The sequence below is a fragment of the Bdellovibrio bacteriovorus genome (assembly GCF_001592755.1).
Classification (GTDB): domain Bacteria; phylum Bdellovibrionota; class Bdellovibrionia; order Bdellovibrionales; family Bdellovibrionaceae; genus Bdellovibrio; species Bdellovibrio bacteriovorus_E.
On the sequence record NZ_LUKF01000012.1, the window covers coordinates 228,626 to 246,573 of the forward strand.

Below are 17,948 nucleotides of genomic sequence, written 5' to 3' on the forward strand. Positions count from 1 at the left end.
GGTTTATGAAACACTCTAAAAAGCATTTGGATTTTGAAGTTAACCTTATTCCGTTCATTGACTTGTTGTCAGTGTCGATCTGCTTTCTTTTGATCACAGCAGTGTGGTTGAACGTGGGATCGATGGACGTGAAGCAAGCCGTTGGCGGTCAAGCGCAAGAGGATACTAAGAAAAGTCCTCTTGTGTGGATCCGTATGACTCCGGCAGGGGACTTGGACCTTGAAGTGCAACAAAGCTCTTTGGTTCCAGCAGGTCTTCGTAAGTTTCGCGTTTCTCAAGTCGATAAAAAGGTGAATTACGAAGGTTTGGAAAAAGCTCTAACAAATTTAAAAGCTGTTGAGCCTTCTTTGAACACAGGTCTAATTCAACCGACAGCGGCGACATCTTACGAAGAGATCATCGACGTGATGGATAAGCTGAAGAAAAGCGGAATGAACGATTTGGGCGTTTCTCCTTTATAATGGGGGTTTTGTGATTTCTGATGGCATTTTAAAGACATCAGTTTTAACGGGGACTTTAGAGGGTCACTCTATTATCAGTCCTCGTGGAGCTAAAGGAAAACGCAACATCGCGGCCGATCTTCTTTTGACGGCTCTGATTGATGCGTTCTCTATTCTTGTGATCTTCCTTCTTATGAATTTTTCCAGCACGGGCGAAATCCTGATGATTGGTAAAAACCAGGAACTTCCTAAAGCCCACCTTGCGGCGGTTTTAGAAAGAAATCCGGTGATCAAAATCGATGATAACAAGATTTACGTTGAAGATAAGTTAGTCACTGCAGACACCATCACGGCCGAACTTTTGGAGCTTCGTAAAAAGCACCAAGAGCTTCACCCGAACGTCGAATTCCAAGGAGTGGCGACGATTCAGGCGGACCGCCGAGTGAAGTATGAGTTCTTAAACCAGATCATACTGGGAATGAACCAAGCAGGATACAGCGACATCAAATTTGCAGTAGTACTGAAGTAGTTTTAGGGACGGAGGGGGTCTCGATGATGAAAAAAGGACTTTTAATTTTCTCTTTGTCAGTGGGTGTGACGGCATCAGCTCAAACATCTGCGACTCAAGCAGGGTCGACTCAAGACCTCCTAATTCAAAAACTCACACAAGTGCAATTGGGCTTGGCTCCGGCAGATCCTGCCAGAGCCGGAGTTCTTTTGCGTTTGGCAGATCTACATGCAGAACGTGCCCGTCAGCTTTCAATGAAAGAGTTGAATGACGGCTGCGTGGTTTGTAAAGCGGGTGAAAAAGACCGTGAAAAAGCACTTTCATTTTATACAGAGGCTTTGACGAAAGTTCCGGCGAACTCTGTGGCGAAAGTGCATTTGCAAATGGGTCATCTTTATGAGCTTCAAGGTCGCAATGAATTGGCTGAAAAAAGCTATCAAGCGATGTTGAGTTCTTCTTCATCTCCGATTGAGATGGCCGAAGCCAATCTGTCACTGGCAGAAATGGCCTTTAGAAAATCTGATTTCAAAAAAGCCCAAGAACTTTATGGAAAAGTTTTGGCAACAGAAGGAGCGAGCTCTCAAGGTCTTGCGGCCTACCGCAATGCTTGGTGTTCTTTCCGTATGGGTGATCTTGAAGGCTCGATCGTGAAACTTCAGGACATTCTTAAAAATCCAAAATTGCAGTCTCGTATGGCGGCTTCCCGCGGTGTTGCGGACGTTCAGTTCTTGGAAGAGGTTTCTCGTGATTTGGCGACTTTCATGGCCGCACGTGGAATCAAAGACGGTGATGCGGAAACTTTATTCGCGCTATCACCTGAACAATTCAAACTTCAACAAGTGACGATGTTGGCTCGCGAAGGTCTTCGCTTGGGTCAAAAAGAGCCGTCATTGAAAGTCTGGGATTTCGTTTATCAAAAACAAGCGGATCCAAAAATGCGTCTTGAAGCTCAAGTGCGCATGGCTCAATTAAACTTCGATCTTAAAAATGTTCCTGCCGCTTTCAAAGCTTACCAAATGGGTTTGAACCTTTGGGGAGCGACGGATTGTACAGCGGCGACTTGCGAAGAGTCGGCAAAAGGTCTTCGTCAGTTTGTGGTGGGCTGGAATCGTATTGAAAACAGCAAACCAAGTGCGGAGCTTTTGGGCGCTTACGACGAATACTTCAAAGTCTTCCCTGAAGACGAAGATATGTACGTATGGGGCTCTCAAGCAGCGGCAACGGCAGGTCAGTATGCGCAAGCCGCTCAATGGACAGCGTCTGCGAATAAAATGATTCTTGCGAAATACTTGGCTGAAAAAGATTCGGCTCAACAAAAAGTTCAAGCTGAAAAGCTAGAGAAGAATTTGCTTCTAGGTATCGAGAACGCGGAAAAATCAAAAGACGAAAAACTTTTGGTCGCAGCTCAAGACGACTACCTGACAAAATCTGTATTGAAACAAAAATCTTTCGATGTTCAGTACCAGAAAGCTTATGCGATCTACCAAAAGGGTGATTACGCAGCGGCTGCGGGACAGTTGAATGATCTAGCAATCAACGGCAAAGGTTCAAGCCAGATTAAAGTTCAAGCGGCAGAATTGTCTTTGGATGCTTTGGCTCTTCTTAAAGACGATGCTCGCATTCAACAATGGTCGGCATTATATGCTTCTAAATTTGCCGATAAAAAAGGTGAGTTCCAACAGATTCACGAAAAGTCCGTGTTGACTCAATCTGCGAAACTCGCAGAAGCGCAACCAGATCAAGCTTTGACTGTATTGGCGAGCTTCAATATGGCGGCGGCGACTCCTGAAGACAGAAAGATTTATCTTAAGAATAAAATCCTTTTGAATGAAAAATTGAACAAGATCACGGAAGCTCGTGTAGCCACAGAAGATCTTCTTCGCGAAAAAACTTTGACGACAGAAGAGCGCGAATTCGCTTTGGGTCGCAAGGTTTGGTTTGCGGAATTGGAATTGGATTTCGCGACAGCCTTGGCGGCCGCGGAACAAATGCAATTCAGTTCTTTGTCTCAAGAAGAAAAAGTTCTTAAATTGGCTTTGTACTCGGAACTTGCCGACAAGAGTCCGGCGACTTATTACTCTCAATATTTGAAGCAATCTAAAGATGACGAAAAGAAAGCTTTGATTGCGACTCAATTGATCCGTTTGTCAAAAGCGCCAGCAAAAGACTTTGATGTTTATAAGCCTTACTTCAAAAACAACGCGGGTCTTTATTCTCGTGCGGCTCTTGAAGTTTACGGCATGACTAAAGATCGTAAGGTTCTTGAGAAGGCGTTGAAAGACAAAGGGAACTCCAAACAAGACGCTTTCGTAATGATCGAAAAAATCCTTGTTCTGGCTGACCTTAAAGATCTGGGCAAACAGGCCGCAGCTCACAACATCGACACTAAAAACCAGAACACAATTGCAATGGGTCTTAAAGCCCGCGTGAAGCTTTTGGAAAAAATCGATGGTGTGGCAAATCGTGCGATCGCCACAGGCGATTGGTCGTCGCAAATGCTTGCTTTGGATCTAGTCGCGAAAGAAAACTCTCGCTTCTATAACGAAGCTTTGGCTTTACCGATGCCAACGGGTTTAACTCCAGAGCAAGAGAACGAATACCTCACTATTCTTTCTCAGCAAGTGGCGCCAAACCAAAACACGGCGATGATGGCTGAAACGAAAGTGAAAGAATTCTGGAGCCAAAAAACAGCTCTAGATTCTTACAAAACTTTCGCGCACCAAAACTACAACTGGGCAAACTACATTGTCGAAGAAGTTGAAGCCGTCGCTGCGATTGCGCCAGAAGATCAAAAGATCGCTTGGACAGGCGCAGTTTCAGAAATCAAAGCTTCGGTGACGGCTCAGCAAAAGCCTTCTTTGGCTGAGATGGAAAAAGCGCGCACAAACTTGAAACAAAATCCATTTACAGTGAGCGCGATCGAAGAAGCGATTGCTGTAGAAAAGAAAGCTCAACGTAAGAGCATGGTCGAGTACCTACAGGGACGTTTAGCAACACTGGCTAAAAAAGACGGTGAAGTGAAGGGGGACAAACAATGATGAAATACGCATTGATGATGGTTTTGGTTGTAACATCCACAGTGGCATTTGCCGCTCCGGACGCAAAACCGGCAAAAAAGACTGACATGAACTTCGAAGACCTATTGGTCAGCGGTCAGTACCACTTTTCTGACGAAGCCGTGACGACAGTGGAAGAAGATAAAGTATTAAACAGCTTGATTGGCGTTAGAGCAGACTTCAAAGACCGCATGAAACAATCAGCGACTTTGGGTGAGGTGAAGGGCAAATGAATCTTAGACTCATTTTAGAAGACAATGCAGGAAATGTGACTCGTCAGATTCCGGTAACGGAAAAAAAGGCGCAGTTGATTCAACGTTCTGACACGAAACGTTTGGAAGTAGTGACTGACACTGCGGCTTTGACGAAAGAAAAAATCAAATTTTCAAAACTAGCGGATCTAGATTTTGACGAAATGAAGAACAAGAAATTCCCACTGGGTAATTTCGGATCTCTTCGTCTGGTCGAAGCGATCGAAACTGTTCCTGTGGACGGTTCTGTTCGTGCGGATGAAAAGAAAGACTTGAAAGCTTCTATGCTTTTGGCTTTCGCGATTCTTCTTCTTTTGATCTCGATCATTAAGTTCGCGCCAAAAGAAAACGCGAAAGTGACTGAAGAATTGAAACAACAAGTTGTTAAAATTGTTCAGACAAAAGAAATGAAGCGCAAGACTGTGGCTCCGACAAACAATATGGCGGCAGATCCTACAGCGACTAAAATGCCAACGAAACGTGCGGAACTGGTAAAGCGCTCTGGAGCTCTTTCCGCTCTGGGCAGCCTTCGTTCTGGTAAACAACGTGGGGGCTTGAACTTAGGTGCCGTGAATACAACTGCAGGCATCGGTCTGGGTGGTACAGGTGGCAGCGGTGGCGTGCAAACGTCACTTTACGGTAAAGGTATTACTTCCGCACCTCTAGGTACGGGTGGAAACATCCAAGGTGGTGGCGGCTACGGAACAAAAGGAAAAGGCGGCGGCCAAGCGGGTTACGGCAGCCTTTCTTTGGTAGGTTCTGCAGGTGGCGCTCCAGTTCCATTGGGCGCAGAAGCGGAAGTCGCACAAGGTTTGGACCGTTCAGCGATCGACGAAGTGATTCGTCGTAACTTAGGTCAAGTGCGTTTCTGTTACGAGCAAGCGTTGCAAGGCACACCGAATTTGAGCGGTCGTGTGGCGATGGGTTTCACCATCGGTGGCAACGGTCTTGTAAAATCAGCATCGGTTGAAAACTCTTCGATGGCGAATAAAGGCGTCGAGGATTGTATTACAATGCGTTTGAAAACGTGGAAGTTCCCAGTGCCTCAAGGAGGCGTGGACGTAAAAGTAACTTATCCGTTCGTATTACGCAGACAAGGGCAGGGGTAGACAATGAAATTAGTATTGGCTTTATTAACAGGCTTGATGTTTTTAACTGCCTGCGAAATGCAGCAGGATCCTTTGAAGGATGCTCCCGAAGCGGTTCGTGAGGGACGTGCTCCTGAAGCGGAAAAACCCGTTCAAGAAAAACCATTCTCTAAAGATGCGATGTTCATTGATGCTCCAACGGTTGTTAACGGCCGTGTGGGCAGCCCGATGGAATTTAAAATCAACGGCCGCGTGATGGTTGAAGGTGTGACTTATAAATTGAGCATCGACAACTTGGCGGACTTTGAAGGGGCGACATTTGATGCAGCGACTGGCGAATTCAAATGGATTCCAACAAGAGCGGTTGTAGCGGGACTTCCAAGTATCGAGCTTCCTCTTCGCATCACTCTAGCAACAGATGCTTCAGCGAAATACCCTTTGATCTCTGTTGAAAAGAAGACGCTTTCTTTGATGGTTGTGAATGTGTACTCAAAACCTATCGTGCAAACGATCACAGGCAATGGAACACTAACGACAGGAACGACTCACTACCTAGACTACACGATGGAAGACATTGATGCTTTCAGTGAAGCAGACGTGACTTTAGATGTTCGTGACTGCGGAATTGCAAGCTACCGTGATTCTATCGCTCACTTGGTCAGCGTTCGCAATATCACGAAGTCAACAACGACTCCGAATAAATATGAAGGTCGTATCGAGATTGATTTGAGAAATGCTGATCACTTGGCAAGCACGTACTACTGCTTTGCTTTGCAAGCGATCTCAAAACACGGTGTGAAGTCTGAAATCTATAAACGTGATATCACAATCAACACTCGCCCTAAATCAACTCGTATCACGATGGAATCAGCTCCGACGTTGCTAGTAGGTCAATCGGCGCAAATCGCGTTTACGATCTATGATACGACTGCGAACGGAAGCCTAAGAATGGTTTCTATGGACGATATCGCAAAGGTTCTTCCAGGCAGTACTTTGACTTGTAAATCAAACTACACAAGCAAGTTCCAATTGGATTGTTCAGGTTATATCACGACGACAGGTTTGACGGCTCCGACAGCAGATGCTGTTTACAACATCAAAATGGAAGTTGAAAACACTGTTGGCAGCGTGTCCGTGAACACTACTCACACTCTTCGCATTAATGTTAAGGCGGTGACTCTATGAAATCTTTAAGCTTTATTTGTGCTCTTTTCATTTCTTCTATGGCTTTTGCTCAATCTGTTGAGCATGAAGTGGATTCTTTCGGTGGTAACGAGGCGCTTTACCTTAAAGCTAAAGCTTTGAACCCAGAAGTGGAAAACGAAGTTGTTCAAAACCGTTTTATGGAAAGATCAAATCGTTTTGAAGTGGCTCCTGAGTTTTCAGGTGTTTTTAACGGTGACTCTTACAACCGCACGACAAATGCGGGTTTGAACGTTCACTACCACATCAATCCAAGCTGGAGTGTGGGTGTGAAGTATAACTACTCTTTCAACACTTTGACTCCGGAAGGAAAATCGGCGGTTGACAAAGCCAGCCAAAACGCGGCTCAAAATCCAAAAGAGCCAAGCTATCTTTTTCCGCAAGTGATTTATCCTAAATCAGAAACTTTGGGACTCGTGAACTGGTATCCAATCGTAGGTAAATTGAGCTTCGGTAAATATGGCGTCGCTCACTTCGACACTTACCTGACAGCGGGTTACGGCCAAATGGAACTTTCTAACGGCACAAGCCCAGCGGCGACATTGGGTGTGGGTTTTGGTTTCTGGGTGAATTCAAACCTAACAACTCGCTTAGAATACCGTGCTCAACAATACAAAGCGGAATACTACAACAAAACTGAGAACATGTTAACAAACGTGGCCTCTGTACAAATGGGTTGGATGCTATGATGTTAGTTAAATCTTTAACTGTTGCTTCTTTAGTTCTAGGAGCTCACTCAGTCGCTTTCGCGGAAGACGACTTGATGAGCATCCTTGAAGGAAAGACCAGCCAAGCGGCGGCTCAGTTCGTGGAAAGCGAAGAAGTCGCCAAGCTGAAAAAAGCGGTGAATCCTTCAACGGCGGAACAAAATATCTTCTTCCAATTCCTGGTTGAAAAGAACTATGAAAAAGCTTTGTTCCAATGGGCAACAGCTTTCAATGGATCTTCATTTCAACAAACTGAAACGGGCAAGGCTCTAGAAGCTTTCTTGAACTATAAAAATGGTTTGAAGCTGACAGGTGTTGAAGCTCTTTTGAACATTTCGGCTCCAGAGAAAATCGACAGCACAGTGATCAGTCTTTGGAAAGAAAACTTGAATGACAAAGACCCGGTGTGGGGAATGGCGCAAGTCACTTGGAAGCCTTATTGGACTCAAGTGTTCGGCGTAGGTGCTGAGATGGCGGTTCTTCTTCAGAAGAACTACGTCAACGAAGATATCGCCGCTTTGACTGAGCTTATTAAAAAGACACCGACAGATTCAGTAGAAAGAAACCTATTGCAATGGCAATTGGTTTTGAATCTGGGAATCCGTGGCGATGCGGGTAAAGCAGCGCAAGTTCTAGCGCACTTGATGAAAGCTAAAAACAATCCGATTGATAAAGATCTTATGACGATCACTGCGGGTCGTTTGCTTTACCAAAACGGCTTCTTAGATGCTTCTATCCAGTACTACAAAAAGATCGGTAAAAAATCAGACTACTGGTTCCAAGCGCAAGAAGAGATGGCTTGGGCGTTCATGAGAAAAGGTGAGCCGCAAAATGCGATCGCGATCACGAAAACTCTGACTTACCCGCACTTTAAAGGCTGGGTGGGTATTGAGTCTTACCTTCTAAGCTCTTTCAGCAGCTTGAAGGTGTGTGATTATCCTCATGTGCTTGAGACAATGAAAGCGATCAAACCTCAGTTCGGTGAGCACTTGGTGGCTCTTGAAAAATTGACGGTAGATCCAAATCAACCTGCAGTGACAAACTTGATGAAAGCATTGTCTGTAGGACCTGTGAGCCCTGAAAAATTAGGTAAAGATGCGCACATGATCCCAGCGCATGCGTCTCGTGACGAAGTTTTGACGTTGCTCGTGAAAAGACATGCGTACCTGACGAAAGAATCTGAATTGGCTGAACAGCTTTACGCTCGTTCTTTGACATTCGGAAACTTGCAAGGTCAGTTTGAAACTTTGAAAAACCAAGTTCAAACGCGCGCGCAAATGACTCAAGGTGCAGGTCTGCAACGTGTTCAAGAGTTGGCGAAGTCTGAACTAGAAGATTCTAAACAAGTCATGCAACGTCTTCGTATCGTGGAAGTAGAAATGATCCAGCAGGTGGATTCTGCTTCGAAGTTCATCAAGAACGTAGGAACGACAGAATCCAAAATGGGTTCGACGGGTTCCACGAACAAATATGCGATGAGCTTTGCAAATGACAAAGAAATCTGGTTCGACGAACTTTCTAACTTCAAAGTGGACGTAAAAAAAGGCTGCGCGAAAGCCAGCGTGAAGGAGTAAAGAATGAAGTTCGTATCTAAAGCTCTTTGCTTCGTCGTTGCTTTTGGTGCTTTGTCGGGATGTGGAAGTGATTCTCCAGATCTTATCGGTAAAGCCATCCTTAAAAACGAAGAGTTCCAAGAAAAACCAAAAGACTTTACGGTGTTCAACCCGAAGGTCGACATCCTTTTCGTGATCGACAGTTCCGGCAGTATGTCGGAAGCCCAAGCGAACTTAAGCCGCAATGCTTATGCTTTTGCTGATGCCATTTCTAAAGTATCGATCTTGGATTATCACATTGGTGTGATCACAACAGACATGGATGACTGCCGCAACCATTGCGGTAAGTTGGTAGGCCTTCCGACCTTCGTTGAAAAAACAACGCCGAATCTAGTGACGTCTTTGGCTCGTCGTATGGAAGTGGGAACTAACGGAAGTGCCTCTGAAGAGATGTTCGGTCCGGTTGTAGAAGCGCTTTCTCCTTCTTTAGAAGTGGGCGCGAATATGGGCTTCTATCGTCAAGATGCGTTCTTGGCGGTGATCTTCATCACGGATGCGAAAGACCAATCTCGTTTTGCTCCTCAAGATTTCTTGCAAATTTTGACGACGAAAAAAGGGGATGCGTCTCGTGTGTTGGGTTACGGAGTTATTCGTACTTTGGCGCAAGAAAAAGTCTGCGTAGCTTCTGAAGATCTGGATGAAAAATTGGAAGTTTTCCTAGAGTCTGTGGTTAACGGTGACAAAGCTCAGAAAAATATCTTGAGTCTTTGTTCACCAGACTACGGTGTGAAACTTGCGGAGTTCGCAAAAGACATCGTTAAAAGAACGGCGGGGACAGTAAAACTAAGCCGTACTCCTGATGTGAAAACAATCAAGGTTTCTTACGGTACACAGGTGATCCCGAACAGTTTAACTGAAGGTTGGGTTTACGAGCCGTCGACAAATTCTATTCTGTTGTCAGAAGGAATCGTGTGGAATGTGCAAGGACCTGGCGTAGGTCTGACGATCGACTTTGAAGCCATTGATATGGAATAGTCGAAAATTCAAAATAGTTTAAGAAAAGGGCTTCGTAAGAAGCCCTTTTTTATTTTCAAAATCTTAGTACAAATAAATCTCTGTCGGAGAAACATTGATGTCGCGGTAAACGATACCCGTAACTGTGTCGCCCTCTTTCACATTGCATGATGTGATCACGCCAAAAGAGCTGACTTCATCGATATCCAAGGGGCATTGAAAGCTCGGGTTGAGCTGCCAGTTGCCAGTCCAAGACAGTTTCACGCGGCATTGACCGTTGTTTGCTGGTTCAATAGATGCTGCTTTTGCGATCAATTGAGCTTCTAATTGGTTGCAGGCAAAGGCTGGAGTTGCTGCAAAAATTGACAAAATAATCAGAGCTTTTTTCAAGGGGATCTCCTTCTTTTGTGGGGTGTCGTGGGTTTACCACAAGGTCGGCGTGATTTTCTTTAAGATTGTGTCAGGCTCGATGTCGGTTTTAAAAACGCCTAAGTCCTTCATTTATTAAGGGAATTCCTAAAGCATTTTAAACGACTTGTGATTGAGCACTGGCTCTATAACTCAACGCGAAGTCTGACTAATATATTTCATTGATATTAAGGACTTAGAAGTGTTTTATACCTTAATATAGCTAGCTCAAAATATAAGTAGTTAGCCATAGATATTACTTCGTTACTTTTCTGGAGGGAGACTTATGCACCAGAATGTAAACACGGCTGAAAAAGCCTCTTCAACATCTACGATTCCGCAGAAGTTCGTGTACTTCTTTGCTGCCGGCGAAGCCGAGGGCAATGCGGGAATGAAAAACATCTTGGGCGGTAAAGGGGCCAATCTTGCAGAGATGACGTCTTTGGGGATTCCTGTTCCTCCGGGCTTTACAATCTCGACAGAGATTTGCGCGCACTTCTATGAAGCCGGCGGCAAACTTCCAGAGTGGGTTCGTCCTGCAGTGACGACAGCCATGGCGAAAGTGGAAGCGAAGATCGGTAAAAAATTTGGTGATGTGAATAATCCACTTCTAGTCTCTGTTCGTTCAGGGGCGCGCGCCTCTATGCCAGGGATGATGGATACAATCTTGAATTTGGGATTGAATGACCAAACTGTTGAGGGCTTGGCGAAGTCTTCAAACAACCCGCGTTTTGCCTGGGACTCTTACCGCCGCTTTATCCAAATGTACTCTGACGTGGTGATGGGGATGAACTCATCTCTTCTTGAAGTGACTTTGGAAGATATGAAAGAAGACAAGCACTACAAAGCCGACACAGAGCTGACTGTTGATGATTTGAAACTTCTTGTTAAAAAATTCAAAGAGCTTGTTCATCAAATGACAGGTCAGTCTTTCCCAACAGATCCTTGGGAACAATTGTGGGGCGCGGTTTCTGCGGTTTTCCATTCTTGGAATACTCCTCGCGCGATCACTTACCGTGAACTTCACAGCATCCCGGCTTCTTGGGGAACAGCCGTGAATGTTCAATCCATGGTCTTTGGTAACATGGGGGATGACTCTGCAACGGGTGTGGCATTCACGCGCAATCCTTCAACGGGTGAAAAAGCGTTCTACGGTGAATTCTTGATCAATGCTCAAGGTGAAGACGTGGTGGCGGGGATCCGCACTCCACAACCTATCACTAAGATTGCGGCTCAAGGCTCAGGCATGAAGTCTTTGGAAGAAGCTCTTCCGCAAGCCTACAGCCAGCTTGTTGATATTTATAAAAAACTAGAAGCTCACTATCGCGATATGCAAGATATTGAGTTCACAATCGAGCGTGGCGTTCTTTGGATGCTGCAAACTCGTAATGGAAAGCGTACGGCGGCGGCGGCTTTGAAAATCGCTTGTGACATGATCGATGAAAAGTTGATCAATCAAGACGAAGCTTTGTTGCGCTTAGATCCAGGCGCTTTGGATCAATTATTACATCCAACTCTAGACCCTAAAGCTCAGAAAACTCTTTTGGCGAAAGGTTTGCCAGCGTCTCCAGGAGGCGTGAACGGTCAAATTGTATTTACTTCTGAAGAAGCTGTTGAATGGAAAGAGCAAGGAAAGAAAGTCATCCTGGTTCGCGTTGAAACGTCTCCAGAAGACATCGCCGGCATGGTCGCCGCTCAAGGTATCTTCACGACTCGTGGAGGTATGACATCTCATGCAGCGGTTGTCGCTCGTGGTATGGGTAAGTGCTGTGTAGCGGGTTGTGGTGAAGTGGAAGTCGACTACCGTACGGAAACTATGAAAGTGAAAGGCTACGTTCTTAAAAAGGGCGATGTGATCACTTTGGATGGTTCTACGGGTGAAGTTTACTTGGGCGAAGTAAAAACCATCGAGCCAAAACTTGATGGCAACTTCGAGCGCATCATGAAAATCGCTGACCAAGTTCGTAAATTGAAAGTTCGCACAAATGCAGATACTCCGAAAGACGCGCAGACGGCTCGTAACTTCGGTGCCGAAGGTATCGGTCTTTGCCGTACAGAGCATATGTTCTTCGGTGCAGATCGTATCGATGCGGTTCGTGAAATGATTATCGCGGATAATAAATCAGACCGTGAAAAAGCCTTGGTTAAACTTTTGCCAATGCAACGTGATGACTTCTATCAGTTGTTTAAGATCATGGACGGCTTGCCAGTGACGATCCGTTTGTTGGATCCACCTCTTCATGAGTTCGTGCCTCACACGGATGAAGAAACCAAAGAGTTGGCAAAACGCCTGGGCACGGACTATGAACGTCTTCGCGCGAAAGTAAAATCTTTGCACGAGTTCAATCCGATGCTAGGTCATCGTGGTTGCCGCTTGGCGATCACGTTCCCAGAGATCTACCAAATGCAAGTGCGCGCGATTGCGGAAGCGGCTTGTATGTTGATTGGTGAAGGTAAAAAACTAGTTCCTGAAATCATGATCCCATTGGTGGCGACAGATAAGGAATTAGACATCCTTCGCGTTTCCGCGGTTAACGAAGTGAAGAAAGTGCAGCAAGAAAAAGGCATCAAGTTCGATTTCCAAGTGGGAACCATGATCGAGCTTCCTCGTGCCGCTATTACAGCGGATGCGATTGCTGAATACGCGGACTTCTTCAGTTTCGGTACGAATGACTTAACTCAAACGACATTGGGTCTTTCTCGTGATGATTCAGGTCGCTTCTTAGGTTCGTATGTTTCTTCAGGCATCTTGCCTAAAGATCCATTCATGTCTATCGATCAAACGGGCGTAGGTTCGTTGGTGAAGATGGGAACAGAGTTAGGCCGTCGTACGAAGCCAGACCTCAAAGTCGGCGTGTGCGGTGAGCACGGTGGTGATCCAGAATCTATCGAGTTCTTCCACAAGGTCGGACTTGATTACGTATCCTGCTCTCCATTCCGTGTGCCTATCGCTCGCTTAGCGGCAGCCCGCGCGGCCCTTCTAGGCAAGAAACTTCACTAGTGCCTGCTTCTTTTTTGGGTCTACGCTGCAGCATTGTGCGGGACCCTTAAGAAGTACGGAATGTTTTATTCATATAAAAAGCCGCTTTCAAAGAGCGGCTTTTTTATTTCTTTTCACTGCGAAACATACTGTCCCACTCTGAGACGACTGTTCCGTCAGTGACACTTTAGGGGATGCCCATTGTCGGCACTGTCAAAGCTGCAGACAGATTTCGCGTGTCTCACATTGATTCCACACTTAGTTAAGCCCATAGAATCAGGCGAGAAGTCGCCGTGCCAGCCTTCTTGGCAGACCCCTTGCTCTTACCTTAGTCATCAAGGAAAAAAATATATGAAAACAAACAATATCTTTTCGAAAATTTTTAAAGCCCTGGCTCTTGTTTCTTTGTCAGTGTTCCTAGTGAACTGTAGCAAGGACAACAAAAGCTCTACGACAAACACTGGTTACGTTATGCAAAACGGTATTTGCTATCAAAACGTAAACGGACAGCTGATTCAGCAAGCAAATACTTCTCTTTGCTATAACAGCGGAAGCGGCTACGTGATGCAGAATGGTCTTTGCTATCAAAACATCAATGGACAGTTGATTCAGCAAGCAAATACGTCTCTGTGCTACACAAACACAGGCAGCTACGTTTACCAAAACGGCATGTGTTACCAATACGTGAACGGACAATACATCCAGCAAGCCAACACGTCGCTTTGCTCGGGCTACAACACAGGTGGTTACACATCTCAAGTTTGTAGCGGTTACCATACTGATGGTTACCAATGGGTGAACTGCGGTGTTCAATTTAACTGCTCTGGTTACACTTTGATGAACCAGTCTGGTCAAATCACTCGCTGCCAATAGATCCTTGAACTTCCGAAAAGATATGCGGCGCACCACTCATGGTGCGCCATTGTCTGTTTTGATATGCGTAAGAGCTAAGCAGATCTGATCCCCGAAGATATTGCGACGCGAAAAATACGCTCCCAACTCTGCCTAAGTTTTCAGCTTCCCTTCCTGTTTTGTAAGCCTGTTGTTGACATAGTTTCTAACTCTCGCGAGATTGAAATGGTCTTTGGTCTAGCTAGACCAAGGGCGGTATGAGGGGAATGTTTCGTGAGAATCAAAAAAATTGAACTGATTGGTTTTAAGTCATTTAAAGATCGCACCGTCATTCACTTTGATGCTGGTATCACTGGTATCGTAGGTCCGAATGGTTGCGGTAAATCCAATATCGTCGACGCCCTCATGTGGGTTATGGGTGAAATGTCTGCGAAAGATCTTCGCGGATCGCAAATGACTGACGTTATCTTCGGTGGTGCCGAAGGTTATGCGCCACTAGGTATGTGTGAAGTGTCTTTGACGCTTGAAAACGATGGTGGCGCTTTCCCAGCAAAATATATCAAACACACTGAGATCATGGTGACTCGTCGTCTTCACAGAAATGGTGAAGGGGAGTACTTCATCAATAAAGAACCAGCACGTTTGAAAGACGTGCAAGAGATCTTTATGGATACGGGTGCGGGTTCTAAAGGTTTCTCTATCATCGCTCAAGGTATGATCGGTAAGATCATCACGGCGAAACCTGAAGACCGTCGTATGCTTATCGAAGAAGCGGCCGGTATTACGAAGTTCAAAGCTCGTAAGAAAGAATCTCAACGTAAACTTCAGGCGACAGACCAAAACTTGGTACGCTTGCAAGACATCATCGGCGAGTTGAAACGTCAGATCGATTCTTTGCAAAGACAAGCCCAACGTGCTGAGCGCTATCGCAACATCAAGAACCAAATCGAGGATTTGGATCTTTGGTTGTCTTCAGCTCAATACATCGAGCTAAAGCGTGCGGCAGATGAAGCTCAAGCGATTTTCAATGAAGCGCAAAGCATGGAAGTGGAAGGCGAAACAAACCTTTCGACTCTTCAAGGTCAGTTGGAAGTTCTAAAATTGCAAATTCTTGAAAAAGAAAAAGCAGTGGAAGAACAACAAAACGAATTCTACGCAAAACAATCGTCTGTTCAGAAAAAAGAGATGGAGATCCAAGAGCTTCGTTTCGAAATCGAACAGGCTCGCCGTAACGAACAAATGACCGGCACGATCTTGCAAGAACAGCAAGCTCGTCAAGAGCTTTTGGCTCGCGATAAAGCGCAACTTGAAGCGCAAGTGGCCGAACTTAAAGAAGAGTCGGAGTCTTTGACGGCCGCCTTCACTGAAAAAAACGACATCTACCAAAACTTCAACTCTCGCATTGCGGAAGTGGATGAAGAGTTGACGACGAAACGTCGCGAGTTGTTCGCGGTAGGGCAGTCCGAATCTTCTTTGGATGCGCGCGTGAACTCTTTGTCAGCACAAATCGCTGATTTGACAGAGCGCCAAGATAACGAACAACAAGTCGTGAACGAACTTCGCGAAAAACAAGTTGAGTTCGAAGCTCGTCGTAAAAAAGTATTCGGTGAACTTGAAAAAGAACGCCAAATGCAATTGGACTTGGCTTCTGACGTAGACTCATTTGAAGCAAACAAAAAGATCCTGACAGAATCTGTCGCCGAGAAAAAAGCCGAAGTTGAATCTTTCAAAGATTCTTTGAATGAAGTGGCTTCTCGTTTGTACGGTCTAGAGAACTTGCAAAACAACTTCGAGGGTTTCCAAGAAGGTGTGAAGCAAGTCATGCTATGGCAGAAAACTCGCACTCAAGAGATGATGGCCGATGGTTCTGTAGTGACTCACTTCCAACCGGTTTCTGAGGTTGTCGAAGTTCCTGCAGAATACGAAGTGGCGATGGAAGCGGCATTGGGTTCACGCCTGCAAATGCTTCTTTCTTCAGATGCGAATATCGCAGTAGACGCAGTGACACATCTTAAAGAACAAAAATCAGGTCGTTCTAGCTTCCTATCAGCTAGCGACAAAGGTTTGACGTTCAACCGTTCTGAAGCCCCTGTAGGTGAAGACGGTGTTCAAGCCATCCTTAAAGATGTTGTTCAAGCCGCTGATAAATTTAAAAACACAGTGACTTATATGTTGGACGGAGTCGCGATTGTTGACTCTATCCGCACGGCTTTGAATCTTCGTGCAAAATACGAAGGCTGGACATTCGTGACTCTTGACGGGGACACGTTGACAGCGGACGGAGTTTTGACGGGTGGTTCCTCTGAATCAGCGGATTCAGGTGTTTTGAAGCGCCGTCGTGAAATCAAAGAATTGTCAGAGAAAAAAGACGAATTCGCCGGCAAGTTGCAATTGGCTCAGATGGTTTTGAAAAAGACGGAAGAGCAATTGGCCAATGTCTTGAATGATTTCGAAGGTGCGCAAAAACGTAAGATCGATCAAGAGATCAAAGTTACAGAACTAAGAAAAGACCTTGAGCGCGCTGAAAACGAATTGGTGAACGCCCAAACGGCGGTAGAACGCCAAGAACGCGAACTTAAGAAAATCACAGAGCAAGTGGAACTTCAGGAGCAAAAACTTGAAGAATTGAACGAAGCTTTGCTGGAGGCTCGCGAAAAGAAAGTTCTTCTTGAAGGCGAAGTGGAGTCTTTGAATACAGAGTTGAACTCAACTCGTACGGGCTTTGACGGCTTGCAAGCAGAAGTGACAGATCTTCAAGTGAAGTCCGCTTCTAAAACGCAAGAATACACAGGCGTTCTAAGACAGCTTGAAATGGTTTCTAAATCATTGAGCGATTTGGATACACAACTAGCTCGTATGAGCGAAGAGGCTGAAGGTTACAACTCTCAGATGACTGAGAGCCAAGTGACTTTGGAAGAAAAGAAGATCGAATTTGAACGTCTTTTGACGGAAGTAGAGACTTTGAAACTTCAAGTGTCTCGTACAAAAGACGAATACGAAGTGATGTCTGAATCTGCACGCACCATCGAAGAAGAAGCAATGTCTTCTCAACGTGCGCGTAACGAAAGACAGCACAAAATGAACGACTCTCAACTAAAACTTGAGCAGGCGAAGATGAAAGAGCAGTACCTCATTGATTCTATCCGTGAGCGCTACATGCTAAATCTTCCCGACGTTATTGAAAAATACGCAGATCGTGAAGGCGACTTCTCAACAGCGGATGCGGAATTGAAAGAACTTCGTGAAAAACTTGCTAAGATCGGTGAAGTCAATCTTTCAGCGATTGAAGAGTACGAAGAGACAGCTCAACGTTACGAGTTCTTGACGAAACAACACGCCGATTTGACCGAAGCTAAAGAACAGCTTCGTAAAGTGATCGATCGTATCAACAGAATCTGCTCGAAACGTTTCAAAGAGACGTTTGACCTTGTGAACGACAGATTCACTCGCGTATTCCCAGTGCTTTTCGGCGGTGGGGAAGCGAAGTTGGAATTGATCGAAAATGAAGAAAAAGGCGAAATGGGTATCGAGATCATCGCGCGTCCTCCGGGCAAAAAGATGCAAAACGTGTCTTTGATGTCGGGTGGAGAGAAAGCTTTGACAGCGGTAGCGCTGGTCTTCTCGATCTTCCTAGTGAAACCTTCTCCATACTGTTTGCTGGATGAGGTTGACGCTCCACTTGATGATGCGAACGTATTCCGTTTCAACGACCTTGTTCGTGAGATGGCAAAACGCTCTCAAATCATCGTAGTTACGCATAATAAACACACGATGGAAGTGGCTAAGAAACTTTACGGTGTGACGATGCAAGAGCGCGGTGTTTCGACAATGGTTTCTGTTTCTTTGCAGGACATCCACTAGTTCGAAAAACAAAATCAGATCAAAAAA

At 45.4% G+C, this 17,948-nt stretch carries 13 protein-coding genes; 12 read left to right on the forward strand and 1 reads right to left on the reverse strand.

Annotated features, from left to right (window positions below):
• Nucleotides 1–5 precede the first annotated feature (5 nt).
• Genes AZI85_RS07825 through AZI85_RS07865 form a run of 9 tightly spaced genes read left to right on the forward strand, consistent with a single transcriptional unit; the run spans nucleotide 6 to nucleotide 9,841 of the window.
• The gene (locus AZI85_RS07825) at nucleotides 6–461 is read left to right on the forward strand and encodes an ExbD/TolR family protein (protein WP_063209015.1); all 456 of its coding nucleotides are present in this window, start codon (nucleotides 6–8) and stop codon (nucleotides 459–461) included.
• 10 nt (nucleotides 462–471) lie between these two features.
• On the forward strand, nucleotides 472–969 hold the full coding sequence (locus AZI85_RS07830; RefSeq protein WP_063209017.1) for an ExbD/TolR family protein: 498 nt from the start codon (nucleotides 472–474) through the stop codon (nucleotides 967–969).
• 23 nt (nucleotides 970–992) lie between these two features.
• Complete coding sequence (locus tag AZI85_RS07835) at nucleotides 993–3,986, forward strand: tetratricopeptide repeat protein (RefSeq protein WP_253720903.1); 2,994 nt, start codon at nucleotides 993–995, stop codon at nucleotides 3,984–3,986.
• Nucleotides 3,983–4,237, forward strand: a complete 255-nt coding sequence (locus tag AZI85_RS07840; protein ID WP_063209019.1) for a hypothetical protein — start codon at nucleotides 3,983–3,985, stop codon at nucleotides 4,235–4,237. The genes AZI85_RS07835 and AZI85_RS07840 overlap by 4 nt, the downstream gene beginning before the upstream one ends.
• Nucleotides 4,234–5,364, forward strand: a complete 1,131-nt coding sequence (locus AZI85_RS07845) for an AgmX/PglI C-terminal domain-containing protein (protein ID WP_063243550.1) — start codon at nucleotides 4,234–4,236, stop codon at nucleotides 5,362–5,364. The genes AZI85_RS07840 and AZI85_RS07845 overlap by 4 nt, the downstream gene beginning before the upstream one ends.
• Nucleotides 5,365–5,367: 3 nt before the next feature.
• On the forward strand, nucleotides 5,368–6,528 hold the full coding sequence (locus AZI85_RS07850; protein WP_063243551.1) for a hypothetical protein: 1,161 nt from the start codon (nucleotides 5,368–5,370) through the stop codon (nucleotides 6,526–6,528).
• A complete protein-coding gene (locus AZI85_RS07855; protein ID WP_063209025.1) occupies nucleotides 6,525–7,235 on the forward strand; it encodes an outer membrane beta-barrel domain-containing protein in 711 nt (236 codons plus the stop codon). Before AZI85_RS07850 ends, AZI85_RS07855 begins: the two co-directional genes overlap by 4 nt.
• A complete protein-coding gene (locus tag AZI85_RS07860) occupies nucleotides 7,232–8,827 on the forward strand; it encodes a tetratricopeptide repeat protein (protein WP_063243552.1) in 1,596 nt (531 codons plus the stop codon). Before AZI85_RS07855 ends, AZI85_RS07860 begins: the two co-directional genes overlap by 4 nt.
• A 3-nt stretch (nucleotides 8,828–8,830) precedes the next feature.
• Nucleotides 8,831–9,841: a VWA domain-containing protein gene (locus AZI85_RS07865; protein WP_063243553.1), complete on the forward strand. Its 1,011-nt coding sequence runs from the start codon at nucleotides 8,831–8,833 to the stop codon at nucleotides 9,839–9,841.
• A 63-nt stretch (nucleotides 9,842–9,904) separates the two neighbouring features.
• On the opposite strand, the gene AZI85_RS07870 is transcribed toward AZI85_RS07865, so the two are convergent.
• Nucleotides 9,905–10,210 carry a hypothetical protein gene (locus tag AZI85_RS07870; protein ID WP_063243554.1) on the reverse strand — a complete coding sequence of 102 codons (306 nt, stop codon included), beginning with the start codon at nucleotides 10,208–10,210 and terminating at the stop codon, nucleotides 9,905–9,907.
• A gap of 304 nt (nucleotides 10,211–10,514) precedes the next feature.
• On the opposite strand from AZI85_RS07870, the gene ppdK reads away from it, so the two are divergent.
• The 3 genes from ppdK (at nucleotide 10,515) to smc (ending at nucleotide 17,921) form a co-directional block, all read left to right on the forward strand.
• Entirely contained in the window at nucleotides 10,515–13,229 is a 2,715-nt protein-coding gene (ppdK, locus tag AZI85_RS07875) for a pyruvate, phosphate dikinase (protein ID WP_063243555.1), read from the forward strand.
• Between the two features lie 330 nt (nucleotides 13,230–13,559).
• Nucleotides 13,560–14,081 carry a hypothetical protein gene (locus AZI85_RS07880; RefSeq protein ID WP_063243556.1) on the forward strand — a complete coding sequence of 174 codons (522 nt, stop codon included), beginning with the start codon at nucleotides 13,560–13,562 and terminating at the stop codon, nucleotides 14,079–14,081.
• Between the two features lie 252 nt (nucleotides 14,082–14,333).
• Nucleotides 14,334–17,921, forward strand: a complete 3,588-nt coding sequence (gene smc, locus AZI85_RS07885; RefSeq protein ID WP_063243557.1) for a chromosome segregation protein SMC — start codon at nucleotides 14,334–14,336, stop codon at nucleotides 17,919–17,921.
• Nucleotides 17,922–17,948: the final 27 nt, after the last annotated feature.